Origin of the sequence: Flexithrix dorotheae DSM 6795, from assembly GCF_000379765.1 — a bacterium.
GTDB classification, from domain to species: domain Bacteria; phylum Bacteroidota; class Bacteroidia; order Cytophagales; family Flammeovirgaceae; genus Flexithrix; species Flexithrix dorotheae.
The window spans coordinates 1-16,703 of sequence record NZ_KB903483.1 but is presented as its reverse complement, the minus strand read 5'-3'; the positions used below and the strand labels follow the sequence as shown (position 1 = coordinate 16,703).

Annotated in this window: 11 protein-coding genes; 10 read left to right on the top strand and 1 reads right to left on the bottom strand. The window is 38.6% G+C overall.

All coding sequences use genetic code 11. From position 1 onward, the window contains the following. Positions 1 to 252: 252 nt before the first annotated feature. Positions 253 to 1,329 carry a toll/interleukin-1 receptor domain-containing protein gene (locus tag A3EM_RS46565; RefSeq protein ID WP_020532619.1) on the top strand — a complete coding sequence of 359 codons (1,077 nt, stop codon included), beginning with the start codon at positions 253 to 255 and terminating at the stop codon, positions 1,327 to 1,329. 15 nt (positions 1,330 to 1,344) lie between these two features. Here A3EM_RS46565 and A3EM_RS0133415 read toward each other — a convergent pair whose 3' ends face one another. After that, positions 1,345 to 2,196, bottom strand: a complete 852-nt coding sequence (locus A3EM_RS0133415; protein WP_020532618.1) for an AraC family transcriptional regulator — start codon at positions 2,194 to 2,196, stop codon at positions 1,345 to 1,347. A gap of 167 nt (positions 2,197 to 2,363) precedes the next feature. On the opposite strand from A3EM_RS0133415, the gene A3EM_RS0133410 reads away from it, so the two are divergent. From A3EM_RS0133410 to A3EM_RS44450, 9 genes are all read left to right on the top strand, one after another. Beyond that, positions 2,364 to 3,446, top strand: coding sequence for a mandelate racemase/muconate lactonizing enzyme family protein (locus A3EM_RS0133410; RefSeq protein WP_020532617.1), 1,083 nt, complete (start codon positions 2,364 to 2,366; stop codon positions 3,444 to 3,446). 78 nt (positions 3,447 to 3,524) lie between these two features. Continuing rightward, positions 3,525 to 4,547 (top strand): zinc-binding alcohol dehydrogenase family protein, encoded by a 1,023-nt coding sequence (locus tag A3EM_RS0133405; protein WP_020532616.1) that lies wholly within the window; start codon positions 3,525 to 3,527, stop codon positions 4,545 to 4,547. A 31-nt stretch (positions 4,548 to 4,578) separates the two neighbouring features. Further along, positions 4,579 to 6,207, top strand: coding sequence for a sodium:solute symporter family transporter (locus A3EM_RS0133400; RefSeq protein ID WP_020532615.1), 1,629 nt, complete (start codon positions 4,579 to 4,581; stop codon positions 6,205 to 6,207). Positions 6,208 to 6,225: 18 nt separating this feature from the next. Beyond that, on the top strand, positions 6,226 to 8,355 hold the full coding sequence (locus A3EM_RS44455; protein WP_020532614.1) for an alpha-L-fucosidase: 2,130 nt from the start codon (positions 6,226 to 6,228) through the stop codon (positions 8,353 to 8,355). A 325-nt stretch (positions 8,356 to 8,680) separates the two neighbouring features. Further along, on the top strand, positions 8,681 to 9,244 hold the full coding sequence (locus tag A3EM_RS0133380; RefSeq protein WP_020532611.1) for a Crp/Fnr family transcriptional regulator: 564 nt from the start codon (positions 8,681 to 8,683) through the stop codon (positions 9,242 to 9,244). Between the two features lie 106 nt (positions 9,245 to 9,350). Next, positions 9,351 to 9,740, top strand: coding sequence for a RidA family protein (locus tag A3EM_RS0133375; protein ID WP_020532610.1), 390 nt, complete (start codon positions 9,351 to 9,353; stop codon positions 9,738 to 9,740). Between the two features lie 405 nt (positions 9,741 to 10,145). Beyond that, on the top strand, positions 10,146 to 12,461 hold the full coding sequence (locus A3EM_RS0133365) for a TonB-dependent receptor (RefSeq protein WP_020532609.1): 2,316 nt from the start codon (positions 10,146 to 10,148) through the stop codon (positions 12,459 to 12,461). 8 nt (positions 12,462 to 12,469) lie between these two features. After that, positions 12,470 to 13,543 (top strand): HmuY family protein, encoded by a 1,074-nt coding sequence (locus A3EM_RS0133360; protein WP_245576584.1) that lies wholly within the window; start codon positions 12,470 to 12,472, stop codon positions 13,541 to 13,543. Positions 13,544 to 13,655: 112 nt separating this feature from the next. Further along, positions 13,656 to 16,703, top strand: a 3,048-nt coding sequence (locus A3EM_RS44450) for a cobaltochelatase subunit CobN (protein ID WP_211212033.1), incomplete at its 3' end; no start/stop codon positions are given.

Genomic DNA, 16,703 nt, shown 5'->3' with positions numbered 1-16,703 from the left:
ACCTCAGCCTAATTTTTTAACCTAAACTACAGAGCTGCTAAAAAAGGGTGGATCACTATCGTAATTACACGGGTCAGTATCGTAATATTTTACACAACAACTATTGAGGACATAAACAAAGGATTAACAAACTGCTCTATTCGGGATTCAGAATAAAAATAAAGGCTAATAAAGTTAACATTTCTCCCCTTTGAAATTAAGTTTAGGGAAACAGTTCGCTGATCAAAAAGAAAACAAAATAGTAACATCACTATGAAAGTTTTTATATCATATTCCTGGGATAGTGAAGCACATAAATCCTGGGTCCTGCATCTTGCCAATTCTCTGATTCAAAACGGAATTGACGTTTTATTGGATCAATATGAGCTTCGACTTGGCAGAAACCTCAATCATTTTATGGAATCTTCCATTATAGAAGCGGATAAAATTATAACTGTTTTTACTGAAAATTATAAGCTTAAATCAGAAACCAGAGATGGAGGAATTGGGTATGAGTATTCTATGATTTCTAATGAGCTATATAAAAGCCAAATTAATAACACGAAGGTTATACCCATCCTTCGGGCAGGTTCTCCGGAATTGAGCATTCCCATATTTATGTCTTCATTTCTATGGTTGGATATGAGAGACGATAGTCAATTTGAATCAGCTCTGGAAAATCTTATCAGGGAAATTTATGGTGAATTACAGTTAAAAAAACCAGCACTGGGCAATAAACCAATACTAAGTTCCACAGTTCAAACTGGTAACTTTAGTGGATTTAACTGGAAAAATAAAGCACCAAAATACATTGAATCATTTGACTTTGATAATTTGCAAAATGAATTGTTTAAGGACTTCAATGATGAAATTTGGATAGGAAAAAAACAGGGAGGGCTTTTTGAATTACAGAATGATAATGAAGAAAATGCGGTAAAATACCATCACATCAATTACAATAATGAAAATATGGCTGATTATGCCACTTCAGTTGAAGTAAAGTTAATAAAAGGCCAAATAGCAAAATCCAGTTGTGGTTTAATTTTATGTTTTAATAAAGCCTCAAAAACTTATTACTCATTTACGATCAGCAATACCAGGCAGTGCAACTTTTGGTTAAAAACAAATGAGGGATATAAGCCCATTTTATCGGAACGAACTAAATTAATAGAGCCTAATGATTTTAATAAATTAGGATGTATAATTAATAAGGGCAAAATCCATCTTTTCATAAATGATAATCTTTTCCGTGTAGTGGATGAGAATACCTTAAAAATGGGAGATGCTGGCATTATTGCCATGAGTCTGGGTCAATTTGCTTTTGATAACCTGAGTTTTTTTGCCAAATAATAATGCTCATTTTTATTAAATCCTCCGATAGACCTGCCTGTAGCTTTTTGGGGACATTTGTTTGTATCTGTTAAACTGCCTGTGGAAAAAAGACAGATTATTAAAACCTGAGCGGTAACCTATTTGCGAAATAGACAAATCTGTTTCAATCAGCATCTTGCTGGCAATGGTAACTTTATATTCATTTACATAGTTGGTCAGTGTCTTGTCAAAAGTTTTCTTAAAATACCTGCAAAAGGCTTCCTTACTCATAGAAAGCACCCCCGAAATATCTTCAAGTGAAAATTGATTGTCAATGTTATTTTTAATGTAGTTATGAATTACATTAACCCGTTGACTTTCCTTTGAGGAAAGCAATTTGCCAAATCCCGGACCGGCTAGTAATTCAAATGTGGATTCTGAAGCTAAAGTTTGAAGGATGTTCAGAAAGGTCATCAACCGCTTAAAAGGGGGCTGGTTTTTAAGTGCTATAAATAAAGGCTCCAGGGAAATGGAGGTCTCGCGGTCAAATGAGATTCCATGTGGCGAATTTGCCAGTAAGTTTTTGATCGCTGTAAATTCAGGTTTGGAAAGCCAATCTATGAGCAGGGACTCATCCCATTGTATGATCACACATTTTACATGCTCACTTTTTGTATCAATAGTTTTCCAGGAGTGGGGCAAATTCCTGCCTACAAGGACCAAATCACCCCGTTCAAACTGATGCATGGAATCCCCAACATACCTGATGCCTGTACTTTGCACCATATAAGTAAGTTCGTATTGCGGATGAAAATGCCATTCTGCTTTAAATTCCTTATCCTCAAAGACCTTCACCTTAAATGAATAATCAGTGGGGGTTGTAACTTCTCTTAATTGTGCTTTCATGCTACTAAGTTATGGTGATTAAACAAAGAAAATGCTTCAAGTTGATATTATTTTAGAGTATTAGATTAATCATGGTCAATATTGTACACATATTGAGCAATATGCTGTACTATAGCACTAAATTTTTGGTCCATCTTTGTAAAAAACTAACAGTATAATTTATAAAAATGAATGACCTGGCGATTAGAGATGTAAAGCTTTATAAAGCATCAGCAGAATTGAAAAAACCTATTTCTGATGCTACCCATACCCTGACGGAAATATCTTTTGTTGTGTTGAGAATTCAACTCGAAAATGGAATAATTGGAGAGTCTTATTTATTGTCTTTTCAATATTCGCCCAATGCGATTATTGGAGCTTTAAAAGATGTGGTTCCTATCGTAAAAGGATATCATACATCTCAAACAGGGCTGGTTTACCAAAAACTTGAAAAGTTATTTGAATATTTTGGCAATCAGGGTTTACTGAAATGGGCACAGGCTGCAGTGAATATTGCCATGTGGGATGCCTGGGGAAAAGCTTTGGGACAACCGGTTCACAAACTATTGGGTGTAACTAAAGAAAAAGTTAATATTTATGGAAGTGGGGGATGGATTTCATACACAATCGATGAACTGATAGAGGAGGTGACAGATTATGCTAACCGTGGGTTTAAAGCTGTAAAAATCAAAGTCGGTTCTCCCAAAATCAGTACTGATTTGGAAAGGTTGAAAAAAGTACGGGAAGCTGTAGGGGACAAAGTGGACATCATGATGGATGCCAATCAGGGGATGGATTTGCCTTCCGCTATTAAGTTATCCAACGATGCAAAAAATTTGAATATCCATTGGTTTGAAGAACCTGTAAATCATCAGGATTTTCAGGCTTATCAGATTTTAAAAAATCAAACGGGTATTTCCCTGGCAATGGGGGAAAGGGAATTCGACACGCTACCACTCAGAGAATTGGTCACCCGGAATGCATTGGATATCTGGCAGCCAGATCTATTGCGAATTGGTGGAGTAGAAGCCTGGAGAGAAAGCGCTGCCTTGGCTGCTAGTTTCCATTTACCGGTGTTACCTCATTATTATAAAGATTACGATGTGCCATTACTTTGTACCATTCCCAATGGCGTAGGAGCAGAGTCTTTCGATTGGGTAGACCCATTGATCGATAACCCAATGGTTATCAAGGACGGTTATGCTAAACCACATGACTTACCAGGCTGGGGTTTTAGTTTTTTAGATGATAATCTAACAGAGATCAAGTAGAGATCACTTTTAGTATTCCTTTTAATAATAGGAATAAAAATGATTTACCAGAAAATGAAAAGATTATAAAATTACAACATGAGAGTAATAAGATTAAAAGCGCCCGGGGAATGGGATAAATTTACAACTGAAGAATTAAGCAGGGATTTATTACCAGGAGAGGCCCTTATCCAAATCAAAAAAATGGGTGTTTGCGGCACGGATTTACATGCCTTTAAGGGAAATCAGCCATTTTTTGAGTACCCAAGAATTTTGGGGCATGAGTTAGCGGTAGAGGTATTGGCAATTGGAGAAATGGTATCCAATGTGCAAGTAGGGGACAGGTGCTCAGTGGAGCCTTATTACAATGAAAAAATTGGTCAGGCAGTAAGAAGAGGGAAAACAAATTGTGGGGAACATCTTCGGGTTTTAGGTGTCCATGTAGATGGGGGTATGCAAGAACAAATGATCCTACCTGCTCAGTTTCTTCATCCTTCCAATAAATTATCAGATGACCAGTTGGCCTTGATTGAACCTTTGGCAATTGGTTGTCATGCTGTAGACCGTGCACGAATTCATCACGATGATAAAGTGTTGGTGATTGGTGCCGGGCCAATAGGGTTAGGTGCCATTCAGTTTGCCCAACTAACCGGTGCAAAAGTAATCGCCATGGATCTGGAAGCAGATAAACTGAAGAAGGCCAGGGAAATCACACAAATTAAAGATACAGTGCTGGTTTCCGATCATATTGAAGAGGATTTGATGGAAATATTAGAAGGAGATCTACCTACTATTGTGTTGGATGCTACTGGTAATTCAAAATCAATGCTGAATACTTTTAAGTATGTGGCTGCAGGAGGAACTATTGTTTTCATTGGTTTATTTCAGGGAGATGTCGTTTTTAACGATCCATATTTTCATAAAAAAGAATTGACTTTAATGGCCAGCCGAGCCGCATTAAGTACTGATTTTAGCAGAATAATAAGGTTAATAGAAGCAGGAAAGATTAATCCTGAGCGATATATCACTCACCGAATTAAATATGATGAGGTACCAGAGGAATTTGTGAAGTTATACGATTTTGGAGGTGACTTGATCAAAGCTATCATCGATTATGATTGATTTCCTGACCTGTTAATACTATAAATAAAGTATGAATATATCCTATATAGATTTATTTATTATTGCCATCTATCTGGTTGGTATTGTGGTTGTGGGAATTTGGGCTGGGGGGAGCTTAAATGGACAAACTTCCAAAAATTACTTCCTTGCTGGGCGATCATTAGGATGGGGAGTGGTTGGAGCTTCGTTATTTGCATCCAATATCTCCACTGTGCATATAGTTGGTTTTGCCGAATCGGGCTTTACCTCCGGGCTATCAGATGGGATTTTTGAATGGCTGGCTATTCCCTGCCTTATCTTTTTGGGCGTTTTTATAGCTCCATTTTATTTCCGAAATCAAATAGCCACCATCCCCGAATATTTCGAACGAAGATTCGATGGTTCTTCAAGAACTTTTATGGTTATTTTTGCCATTCTCACGGCTCTATTGATTCATATTGGTATTAGCCTATATGCCGGAGCCACCATCATGAAAGAATTTTTTGGTCTTGACCAACTTTGGGGAGTGCTCCTGATTTCATTCCTTACGGCTTTATATACCATTCTCGGAGGGCTTAAAGCCGTGGCAGTAACAGAGTCCATTCAATCGGTAATGTTGTTAGGCGGAAGCATTTTAATTACTGTTTTTGGATTAGCAATGTTGCCAGAGGTTGGGATAGACTCTTTTGAGCAATTTAAATTACAAATCAAACCGGGAAGCTTGTCCATGCTCAGGTCTGATGCTACAGTAGCCGAAACCGGGGGAATTCCCTGGTATGCCGTATTTTTAGGATATCCGGTCCTGGGCATATGGTATTGGTTTACAGACCAGACCATTGTGCAACGGGCCTTGGGTTCTAAATCTGAAAATGATGCGCGGATTGGACCTATGTTTACGGCTTTCCTCAAACTGGCACCAGTATTTTTTATGTTATTACCAGGTCTGTTGGCTTATGTACTTTTCCAGGGGGAGATTAACCAGGCAGGATCAGGCCAGACTTATTCCATATTAGTCGCCAAATTATTACCTGTGGGTTTGGTAGGTTTAGTAATAGCTTCCTTATTAGCCGCATTGATGAGTTCCGTTGCTGCAGCCCTGAATAGCTCATCTACGCTGGTGTCCATTGATATTGTCAAACGACTTAAACCCGACACAAAAGATGAAAATCTGGTTTTGACAGGAAAAGTTACTGCATTCGTAGTGATGCTGATTGCCATCCTGTTTTCCTTAGTTGCGGGAGCCAAAGGCGGATCTATTATCAGTATTGTCAATTCTATCGGATCCAGTATTGCTCCCTCAATTTCAGCTGTATTCATTCTGGGTTATTTCTGGAAAAGGGGAACAAAAGAAGCCGCCAAAGTGACTTTTGCAGTAGGGTTGGTGATTGGAATGTTGATGTTTGGATTAGATTTTCCTAATGATCAGGGGATCCAACTCATTACAGATACCTGGGGAATTATCTTTATGATGCAAGCCTGGTGGGGATTTGTGATTTGCTGTATCGTCTTTGTGCTTACCAGCTTATTAACACCTGTACCTTCCCCAACTCAGCAAGCCTTAACCTTTTCTGGTAGTGCTTATTTTGATAAGTTGACATCTGTATCAGATTATAGAATACTTGGAGTGGCTATTTTGGGTCTGTTGGTATTGTTATGGGGTATAATTGAATTAATTGCTTGATTTCAAACTGAAAAAATCATGAGAAAATATTTGAATAAACTAATACTATTTTATTTAATCGGTTTGCTTTTATCAGCATGTACCGGAAGCCAACCGGAAGAAGGATGGGTAAGAAGATATTCCTTCTCAATTCCATCTGCTACCTTTGGTCCCACTGTACTAAAAGAGGTGGACGAATTATCCATTGAAACATTTCGACTGGAAGAATTTACCTTTTTAATCATAGATGCACCCAGCAATCTTGATTTTAATGGGATGATGAAAATCCTTGAAAAGAATCAACCCAAATTATTTTCAGCATTGAGTGAATCTTCACCTTTAGATCGGATTTACAAACTGGATCAAAAAAAGGAATACGCTGCCGAAGAGGGTCAGCTGATCGAGCTTCAGGAAAATTCAAAACGCTATGTACTTACTTTGGAAATGATCAATGATCCTGAGCTAAGGGAAGAATATAAAAAAGTACATGGCATGGGCATGGCGTGGCCTGAGATTACTCAAAACATGAAACAAGTAGGTGTAAAGGATATGGAAATCTACTTAGATGGATATAGAACCTATTTGGTTATGGACACCAAAAAGGATTTTGATTTTGCCAAAGATGGGGAAAAATGGAGCAAATTACCCCGCGAGTCGGAATGGCAGGAGTTTGTAGGCAAGTTCCAAAAAATTGATCCAAAAAGCAAAACTACAGAAAAGTGGAAAAAGATGAACCAACTCGGTTTTTACGAAGAAAACTGGGAAAGTTTAAAAAATTACCAAATTCCACAATGGATAGAAGATGCCAAGTTTGGTATCTTTATTCACTGGGGACCTAATGCAGTCGCAGAGCTTTATACGGACTGGTATCCACGCTGGATGTATTTAGATTCTGGGAATTTTAACCCACAAACCGGACAGAAAATTGATAATAAGGCCCATCCTGCTTTTGCTTATCACAAAGAAAAGTTTGGAGATCAGAAGGAATTTGGATACAAGGATCTTATCCCCATGTTCACCATGGAAAATTTCAATCCAAAAGAGTGGGTTGAACTCTTCAAAAAGGCGGGTGCACAATATGTAGTGCCAGTTGCAGAACATCATGATGGTTTTGCCTTATATGAATCCAGTATTACACCCTACCATGCTGTAGCCATGGGACCAAAGCGAAATGTTTTCAAGGAACTGACTGATGAAATAAAAAAGCAAGGTTTAATAAGTGGTGCCAGTTCTCATTTGGCATTCAACTGGGACTTTTATAATCAACAGGATTATTTTGATACAGGTGACCCCAAATATATGGACCTGTATGCACCACCCCATAAAAAAGGAGAACCAGCCAGTGAAGAGTGGTTGGCCAATGTATGGTGGCCAAGAACCAAGGAAATTATTGATAATTACCAGCCAGATATTCTTTGGTTTGATTTTTACCTGGACCGACCAGAATTTGCGCCTTACCATAAAAAACTAGCGGCCTATTTTTATAATTCTGGCCTGAAAAGAGGTAAAGATGTAGTGTTACAAACCAAAAACTACAAGTACAAGTCTTACATGGAAGGCACCCATATGCTGGATTTAGAGCGAAGTAAAATGGATTCTATCCGGAAAGAAAGCTGGCAGACTGATACTTCAATTGGTAAAAATTCCTGGTATTATGCCAAAAACTGGATTCCTAAATCTTCAGGAGATCTTATTGCAGATCTAGTGGATGTGGTGAGTAAAAATGGTTGTTTATTATTAAACATTGGACCTAAAAAAGATGGAACCATTCCGGAAGATCAGCAAAAGACCTTGTTGGATATTGGAAAATGGCTTGACATCAATGGGGAAGCAATTTATGGTGCAAAGTATTGGGAAGTTTATGGGGAAGGACCAACTAAAACCAATACAGGGCATTTATCTGAAACTAAGAATAAAAGGTTTACCAGCAAAGATATCCGTTTTACAAAAAAAGGAGATTTGCTTTATGCTTTCGCATTGGTTCCACCAAAGGAAAAAGTGGCCATCAACTACTTAAATACTGACAATATCAGCATTGACTCCATAACCCTTTTGGGCTATGAGGGTAAAATAAACTTCACCCAGTCAGATGAGCAACTTACCATTCAAATACCTGAAGATATTAATTTGGAGTATACGTTGACTTTTAAAATAACTTCTAAAAAATAAAGGGCTTTTGGTTAAGGCAAAGTTTGTAACCTGGATAAAAGCATGGCTATTCCATTATGGCCTGAAACAAAAATTTTGTAATGAATTGAGGCCTGGTCAAAAAACCTTATGGAAAAAATCTTTTGAAATTTTGTGTGTAAATTTTTAATTGTCATGCAATGGAAACTTTTGGCTGTTCTATTAGGGATAATAAAAATGAAATATAAAATAAGGATGTTTTCATTTTCAATTTTTATAATTTATACCTTTACACATTTAAATTTTGAAAATATCAAGATATCCTAATAATTGGGTTTGACTATCCCACAATTTCTCAATTAAGAATATGTCTGAAAAACTTAGAGATCATATGGAGAAAGTCATTTCCCTTACCGATCAGGAATTTCAACTTGTTTTTGCACATTTTACCCTGGAAAACTTTAAAAAAAACGAATTCATTTTTCAACAGGGTGACAGTGTGAAATATGTTTACTTTATCAGGTCAGGGCTTCTCAAATTGGTTTATATAGACGACCTGGGCAGAGAGCATATTGTTTCTTTCGCTATGGAAGACTGGTGGGAAAGCGATTTCTCTGCATTTTTTAACAGTACAAAAGCCTCTTTTTCATTAAAATGCCTGGAGCCAACTACTGTTTTTTGTTTATCCCTTAAAGGCTATACACAACTTGGAATTGAAATCCCTCAAATAGAAAGATTTTTCCTTCAAAAGTCAAATGCCGGCTTTATAGCCTCTCAGCAACGTATTCTATCATTGCTCAGCAGGAATGCCAAAGAAAGGTATGAAAACCTATTGAAGCAATACCCTACTTTGCCCCAACGTGTTTCCAAAACACAACTTGCTGCATTCCTTGGTGTTTCCCGTGAAACATTGAGCAGACTCTACACCTAGTTATATTCAAAATCAATTAATTTGTGAGGTTTATCACAGGTCAGATACAAGAATCCTCCGGATTTTTGTGCTAATAACATTTAATGACTTGAATAGGATAGACAAAATGAAAAAAAAAGCGATTAATCCTTGGACATGGCAAGAGGAACGAGGTTATGTACAGGCTATTGAAGTAAAACAAGCAGATGGTATTTTATACTGCTCGGGACAAGCTGCAGTCGATGCCACCGGACAATCCAGTACCCAGGATATGAAATCACAACTCCTGAAGGCTATTGACAACCTTGAGCTTGTAATTCAGGAAGCCGGCTACGAATGTAAAAACATTGTCAGGCTAAATGTGTTCACTACAGATGCGGAAGAGTTCTTTACATGCTTTGATTTATTTAAAAATTGGATAACAAGGCATGGTATAAGGCAGGCCAGTACCCTACTTGAAGTAAAAAGCCTTTTTGAAACATTAAAAATCGAGTTGGAAGCCACTGTGGTAAAATAATTCAACCCTACAATCCTGGCTGCTAATACGCCAATATCATCAATTTCTACAAGAGATCTACTTCACCAGGATTTTTCAATCGAAAAATTTTAATCTACAAGACTTAGAAAGGCTTAAACAAAAATTGTGAATCTGAAGAATAAAAAAAGTCGGTTATGTAATCCAACCACTCGTCTTACAAAACAAAATTTTTGTACTTTTTTGAATAAATAAGACAAGTTTTCATTGGAAAAAACAACTCAGGAAATAGAAAAGAAAAAGAATTTTACCAGCAACACCATTTTTCCTTTTCCTGTATTTTTTTGAAAGAAATAAAATTTTAAACGCAACTCTATTGCATTTAAAATTTAAATCTATATTTGCAACATTGTTGCAATTTTTAATCTACATATACAAACTTTTTCAATGTTCAACAAATACATTTATAAGGGTTGGTACTCTCTGATTTTAATCATCATGGCCGAAATGGGGACCACAAACCTTCTAGGGCAGGGGATGACCATTGTAAATGTAGTTTCCGCAACAGAAAAGGACCCACTAATTGGGGCTGCCATAATCCCAGTGGGGCAATCAGATCCTGCAGGTTGGTTAACCGATATAAATGGCACCGCCCAATTAGATATCCAAAAACCTACACAGATGGAAATTTCCTATGTTGGTTTTTTGAAATCCACAATTCAAATAGCTCCGGGGGAAACCATCAATATTGAGTTGAAAGAAGATGAGCTTGGACTTGAAGAGGTGGTTGTAACAGGAGCATTTGCTCCAACCACCAGCAGCAGGTCTTTATACACTGTAAAAAAACTCGATGCAGCCGTTATTGAGGCCAGGGGAGCTGTAAATCTGGGGGATGTCCTTCAAACCCAGCTCAACCTCAAAACCATTCAGGATGATGTATTGGGAACAAGAGTGGTTATGCAGGGCATTTCAGGACCAAATGTAAAAATGCTGATTGACGGCATTCCTCTGGTTAATGGTACAGGTGGCGAGTTCGATTTGGGTCAAATCAATATGAATAATGTAGAGCGGGTGGAAATTGTGGAAGGGCCATTATCAGTTCAATATGGTACTAATGCACTGGCAGGCACCATCAATATAATCACTAAAGATTACGGCCCTGATGAATTTAAGGTAAATACAAGTGCATATTATGAAACTGTGGGTCAGTACAATTTTGATTTGGCCATTGCCAAAGGTTGGGAAAAGACTTCCCTAAGTATTGGAGGAGCAAGAAATCAATTTGATGGATACTCATCAACCGGGGAGCGTAAAGAAAACTGGATTCCAAAAGTTCAATACCTGGCAAATGCCAAATTAAAAACAAGAATTAAAACCTTAAATCTCACTACCGCAATTGATCGGTTATGGCAAAATGCCACCAGTCATGGCAATGCCACAAGTGCTTTTAACAATAGAACTAATAAGTTATCTGAAATTGCTACTGATAATGATATCCATACCAACAGGCTAAATGGTGCTGTTACCCTCGAAGGAAAACTTGCTGAAAAACATTACCTGAATTTAGTAAATGGTGTATCCAAATTTGAGCAGGGAAGCCAAAAGTATATTCAGGATGTAGTAGATGATCTACGGTGGCTAAGTTCTGAGGTAGAGGATCATGATACCACCAGCTTTACCACCTGGACATTCAGAGGAACCTATGTTTATGGAGAGGAAGAAGGTGTTCATGTAACAGCCGGATATGAAGCCTCACTCAATAGTGCCGAAGGTGGCAGAATTAGTGCTGATGCAGATGGAAATGTCAATGAATACGGATTGTTTACTGCAGTGGAAATTCCTGTGGGCTCAAGATTAAAGATACAGCCGGCACTGCGCTATACTTTTAATAACAGTTATGATACAAAGGAAATCAACTTTTTGGATACCGGCTTGCCGATTTTACCCTCATTGAACTTGTTGTATGCAAATGAAAAGAAATTGGAAGTAAGGCTTTCTTACGGGCAGGGATATAGGACTCCCTCCGTAAGGGAGTTGTATTACGAATTTATAGATGCCAACCATTATATTGTGGGGAACAGCGAGCTCCAACCGGAAGTAGGTTATAACCTGAGCGGTTCAGCCAATCTTAGAAAGTCTTATGGCCGGCTTACTTTTGCCATTACCCCTTCAGTATTTTTCTCCAGAATCGATAATAAAATAGACCTTATTCAAATCATCGACAGATCAACACTTCCCAAAGAGGTTCCCAAAAATGTACCTGTAGCACGGGTTTATGAAAACATTCCAAATTTTAAGTCTTACGGTTTTAACCTGAGCACCCAGTTTGCCTGGTCAAACAAAATAAATTTTAGCCCGGGTTTTGGCTTACTTGCCCGCTCCGGAAGTGAAGCCGATGATAATTTTTACAATAGTTATGAAGTGAATCTAAATGGTTATTACTTCTTCAAAAAGCTGGACACGCGCTTTAATATATTCTATAAGTACAATGGGCAAATATCTGAGTTTGCCAGAAACCAGGATGGAAGTATTGGTGTGCTTACATTAGCCGATTACCATACCCTGGATTTAAGTCTTTCCAAACCATTCTGGGGTGATCGCCTTTTCACCACAGTGGGGGCAAAAAATATTTTCAATGTCACTGACATCTCTCTTCAGGGAGAAGGGAGTAAGGGCTTAGTCCTGCAAACCGGCAGAGAAGCCTTTTACCCCATTAGTTGGGGACGAACATTCTTCATTAAAATAAACTATTCGATTAAATAATCTTAAACATGAACTTACGAAAACAAATTTATTTATGCCTGATGTTGGCAGTTGCTTTATTTACAGGTTGCTCTGAAGATGATCCAAATCCTGGAGATAGTATTCAGGTAGGCGCTACTTTAACTGCTGAAATGGGTAGCAGTTTATCCAAGCAAATTTATGTAGACTTAAGTGAAGGTTCACTTTATTCTGTGGATGTAAATACCTGGGAGCTGGCATTTGAAAATAATGGTAGTGGCATTCGCACAAACACCGCCAAAAAGGTTGCGGTGGCTACTCCTACTGAAATTGAATTCGATAAGGTGGAAAGTGATGAAGGTTTGGTGTATAAGTATGATTCAGAAGATGGAGATCTTGCTACAACTGCTTTTGCAGGATGGCAAGTCAATCAACCTTATATTGTGGATCTGGGGGTTGATGAAAATGGAAATGCATTGGGAAAAAAAAAGGTAATGATTACCGCAAGTTCGGCCACGGAAGTTTCCATTCAATATGCTGACCTGGATGGTGAAAATGCCAAAAGTAATGTCATTTCCCTTGATGCCGGGGATTTTACATTTTTCTCTCTCATGGATGATAAGAAAGTGAATGTTGAACCTGAAAATTGGGATATCGTCCTTTCTGGTGTAACTGTCAGAACTGGAGCACCATGTGCAGCACTAGGAGGAGGTGCTCAACCAGGTATTAATTGTGATATTTATCGATTGACAGCTTCAGCCATTACCAATAGCTACAATGGGGTAGAAGTAGCGGTTGATGATCCTTTTAAAGATTTGGAGCAAAATGATGATCCGGAAGCAGAAAAAAACCAGAAAAGTATTTCGGATGGTAATTTTGAATCCCTGAATAAAGCGGCCTTTAATAGTCTTGGAAGTACTCCCGCAGGTGATGCGATCGGGCGGTCCTGGTTGCAAATCCTTCAGCCGCACAGTTCAGGAATCTACAAGGTTTATGATTTCATTACCTATATGGTAAAAGATCAGGATGGCAATTATTACAAAGTACGTTTTCTGGCCTATAAAGGAGGGAACAATGCTGAAAATGGTAATCCTACTTTCGAATATAAACTAATTACAGAATAAAATTTAAGGTTTCAAAAACTGGTAAATCCATTATTTCAGAAATCCAGAAAGCACACTTTTCTTAATCATCCAAGAGTTTATGAAGCGTTCCAGGAAAACCTTTTTCAAAAGAATGGGTATCATCCTATTATTGCTAATTTTAATTGCAGTGGGGTACAGGTTTTATCATAAACATATAAGCCCTACAAGGATAGCCTTTATCAATTATCAGGAATTTCAACTTTCCCGTATCAATAAATCCAATGAAAGCAGTTGGATAGAAATTGAGGTGTTGGATTTGAATCAGTTGGACAAAGTTCGTGATTACACTGCCATATTTATATTTGGCAGAGGATTTCAAATGTCTCCTGAGCAGATGCAGACTCTTCAGCAAGCAGGGTATGGAGGAGTGAATCTTTTTGTAGAATCCGCCACTAATCCAAATGTGGATGTGACGAACCTGAAAGGAGAAGCACTTGATAAGGTAAGCAGTTATTTTAGCTTTGGAGGTACAAAGAATTATGCCAGCCTCCTCAATTTTGTGCGCAAGGAACTCGATGGAAAATCCTGGTTTGTAGATGCTCCCGGGGAACCGAAATCCATTCCCAGAGATGTTTTCATTCACCTGGACGAAAATGCCATTTTTGAAAATTTTGCGGATTATAAAAATTACCTGCAGGAAAATGGCTTTTATAAAAAAGACAGGGCAAATGTGGCCTTACTGACCAGTGTACCCGGGCCCTTTAATGCCAACAGAGATCATATTGATGAATTGATAGGATTGCTTGAGAAGCGGAACCTGAATGTGTTTACCATAAGTGCCGCAACCAGGAGGCTTGAATTTTTAAAACAGGTTAACCCGGATTTGGTCATTCTAATGCCACATGGTCGATTAACCTTAGGCCAGGAAAAGGAGGCTATTAGCTGGCTCAAAGAAAAAAACATACCTCTGCTAACTCCATTAAGCGTTTTTCAACCTTTCAACGATTGGGAAGCTGATCCACAAGGATTTGCCGGGCCCCTGCTTTCCATGAGTGTGGTACTTCCTGAACTGGATGGAGGGATTAATCCTTATGCAATTATTGCGCAATATGAGGATGAACAGGGTTATCTGTCTTTCCAGACTATACCCGACCGACTTGAAAAGTTTGGGGATATGGTAGAAAAATGGCTCACTTTAAAAACTAAATCTAACAAGGACAAAAAAGTAGCTATTTATTACTTTAAAGGGCCCGGCCTTAATGCCATGGTAGCTGCAAACATGGAGGTAGTGCCATCAATTTACAATTCCCTGGTTCAGCTAAAAAAAGAGGGGTATACCGTTGAAAATTTACCAGCTTCTCCGGAGGAATTATGGGAGTTGATAAAGAAGCAAGGAGCAGTTTTGGGGCCTTATGCCAAAGGTGCTTTTGATGAATTTCTGGAAAATGGAAATCCAGCTTTGGTGGAGGCTTCTACTTATGAAAAATGGGTGGAAAAGGATTTGGAAGCAGAAAGTTATGAACGGGTAAAAGAAAAATTTGGGAAGGCTCCCGGGGAATACCTTTCAACCAGTAAAAATGGAAAAGATTACATAGCTGTAGCCCGCCTGCAGTTTGGAAATGTGGTTTTACTCCCACAACCTTTATCAGGACTCGGAGAAAATACCTTTCAGATCGTTCATGGGACTAAGATGGCTCCTCCTCATCCTTACATTGCCTCCTACCTCTGGACAAAAAATGAGTTTAAAGCAGATGCCGTTTTCCATTGGGGAACACATGGCAGTTTAGAGTTTACACCGGGCAAACAGGTAGCGCTTTCCGGCCATGATTGGGCAGATGCCTTGATTGGCATTACCCCACATTTCTATATTTATACCATCAGCAATGTAGGGGAAGGCATAATTGCCAAACGCAGAAGTTATGCCACTACACTGAGTTACCTTACTCCTCCTTTTATGGAATCTGAAGTGGATGGGGACCTGAAGCTGCTCAGTGATAAACTCACAGCATTTGTAGGGGCTAAAGGAGCTGTCAGAGAACAATACCGCAAAAGTATTTCAGAATTGACCAGACAACTGGATTTACATGCAGACCTTGGGCTGGACAGTACCGGTATTTTTAATGATGAAACTATTTTTAAGCTTTCCAATCATATAGAGGAAGTACGAAATTCCAAGGTAACCGGGGGGCTTTACACCATGGGCAATAGTTACACTCCAGAGCAAATAAACAATACTGCCCAACTCATGGCACTGGACCCAATTGCTTATAGTCTGGCTGCACTGGATAAACTCGAAGGGAAAGTCACCCAAAAGCAATTGGATAACCAGGTTTTCTTTGATAAAAATTATCGCCAGCCGGCAAAAGCAACTATTTCAAAAATGCTGGATGAAGATCGGCCAATAGATGATGTTTTGATCAAGTTGGTAAGTGAAAATGACCTGAAAGCAGCCAAGGAGTGGAAAGAGCGAACAAAAGGAATGTCAGATGCAGAAATTGTAAAAGGGTTTATAGGAATGGGAAATGCCAAGTCAAAAAAAGGGCATGGCAACAAAAGGAAAAAAAGTGGTGACGCCACCGAGGAGGAAATTGCCGAACTAAAAAGGTTAGTGATTGCGATTTCCCCATTTCCCGAGCGGGTTGATTTTATCACCAATCTCAAATCGGATAAGCAATTCAAGCAAAGTTCAGGCATATTGGACCCTCAAACGCTGGAAAAAGCTAAAACAGTTGCTAAAGCTATACCTGCAATGGCTAAAGCACTAGAAGTGGGTCAGCAGCCTGATGTATTTGCTTTGCTTAAAATAATGCAAAAAGAATCTCTTAGAAAAATGGCTTTCGAACTTTTGGAAGATGAAAGTCTGGCTGAACAGGTGACACAGGAAAAAGAGCGGGCAGAACAACAGACCATTGCCCAACTCACCAGTTTAGCCCATATCAATTCGATACAGCTGGTTTCTAATCCCGAAGCAATATCGCTGCTACCCAAAAATGAGCTGAATCAAAACCTTTCCAGTTTGAAAATGTATGCCAGCAATTGGGAACTTGTAAAGGATAAGCAGCCTGCACAATTTAATGCATATTTTAAGGATAAGGACTTTGAACCTAAGCTAAGAGGAACTATTGATCAGTTAGAATTAGCTATTTTGGCCAAAGAGCAAAAGGAGAAAGAATTTGCCACAGCAGTTATCCGGATTGAG

Excerpts from the sequence above, each read along its gene's own strand:
- A3EM_RS0133410 (WP_020532617.1), top strand. The coding sequence starts at position 2,364 with ATGAATGACCTGGCGATTAGAGATGTAAAGCTTTATAAAGCATCAGCA.
- A3EM_RS0133365 (WP_020532609.1), top strand. The coding sequence starts at position 10,146 with ATGTTCAACAAATACATTTATAAGGGTTGGTACTCTCTGATTTTAATC.
- A3EM_RS0133415 (WP_020532618.1), bottom strand. The coding sequence starts at position 2,196 with ATGAAAGCACAATTAAGAGAAGTTACAACCCCCACTGATTATTCATTT.
- A3EM_RS0133375 (WP_020532610.1), top strand. The coding sequence starts at position 9,351 with ATGAAAAAAAAAGCGATTAATCCTTGGACATGGCAAGAGGAACGAGGT.
- A3EM_RS0133405 (WP_020532616.1), top strand. The coding sequence starts at position 3,525 with ATGAGAGTAATAAGATTAAAAGCGCCCGGGGAATGGGATAAATTTACA.
- A3EM_RS0133400 (WP_020532615.1), top strand. The coding sequence starts at position 4,579 with ATGAATATATCCTATATAGATTTATTTATTATTGCCATCTATCTGGTT.
- A3EM_RS46565 (WP_020532619.1), top strand. The coding sequence starts at position 253 with ATGAAAGTTTTTATATCATATTCCTGGGATAGTGAAGCACATAAATCC.
- A3EM_RS44455 (WP_020532614.1), top strand. The coding sequence starts at position 6,226 with ATGAGAAAATATTTGAATAAACTAATACTATTTTATTTAATCGGTTTG.
- A3EM_RS0133380 (WP_020532611.1), top strand. The coding sequence starts at position 8,681 with ATGTCTGAAAAACTTAGAGATCATATGGAGAAAGTCATTTCCCTTACC.
- A3EM_RS0133360 (WP_245576584.1), top strand. The coding sequence starts at position 12,470 with ATGAACTTACGAAAACAAATTTATTTATGCCTGATGTTGGCAGTTGCT.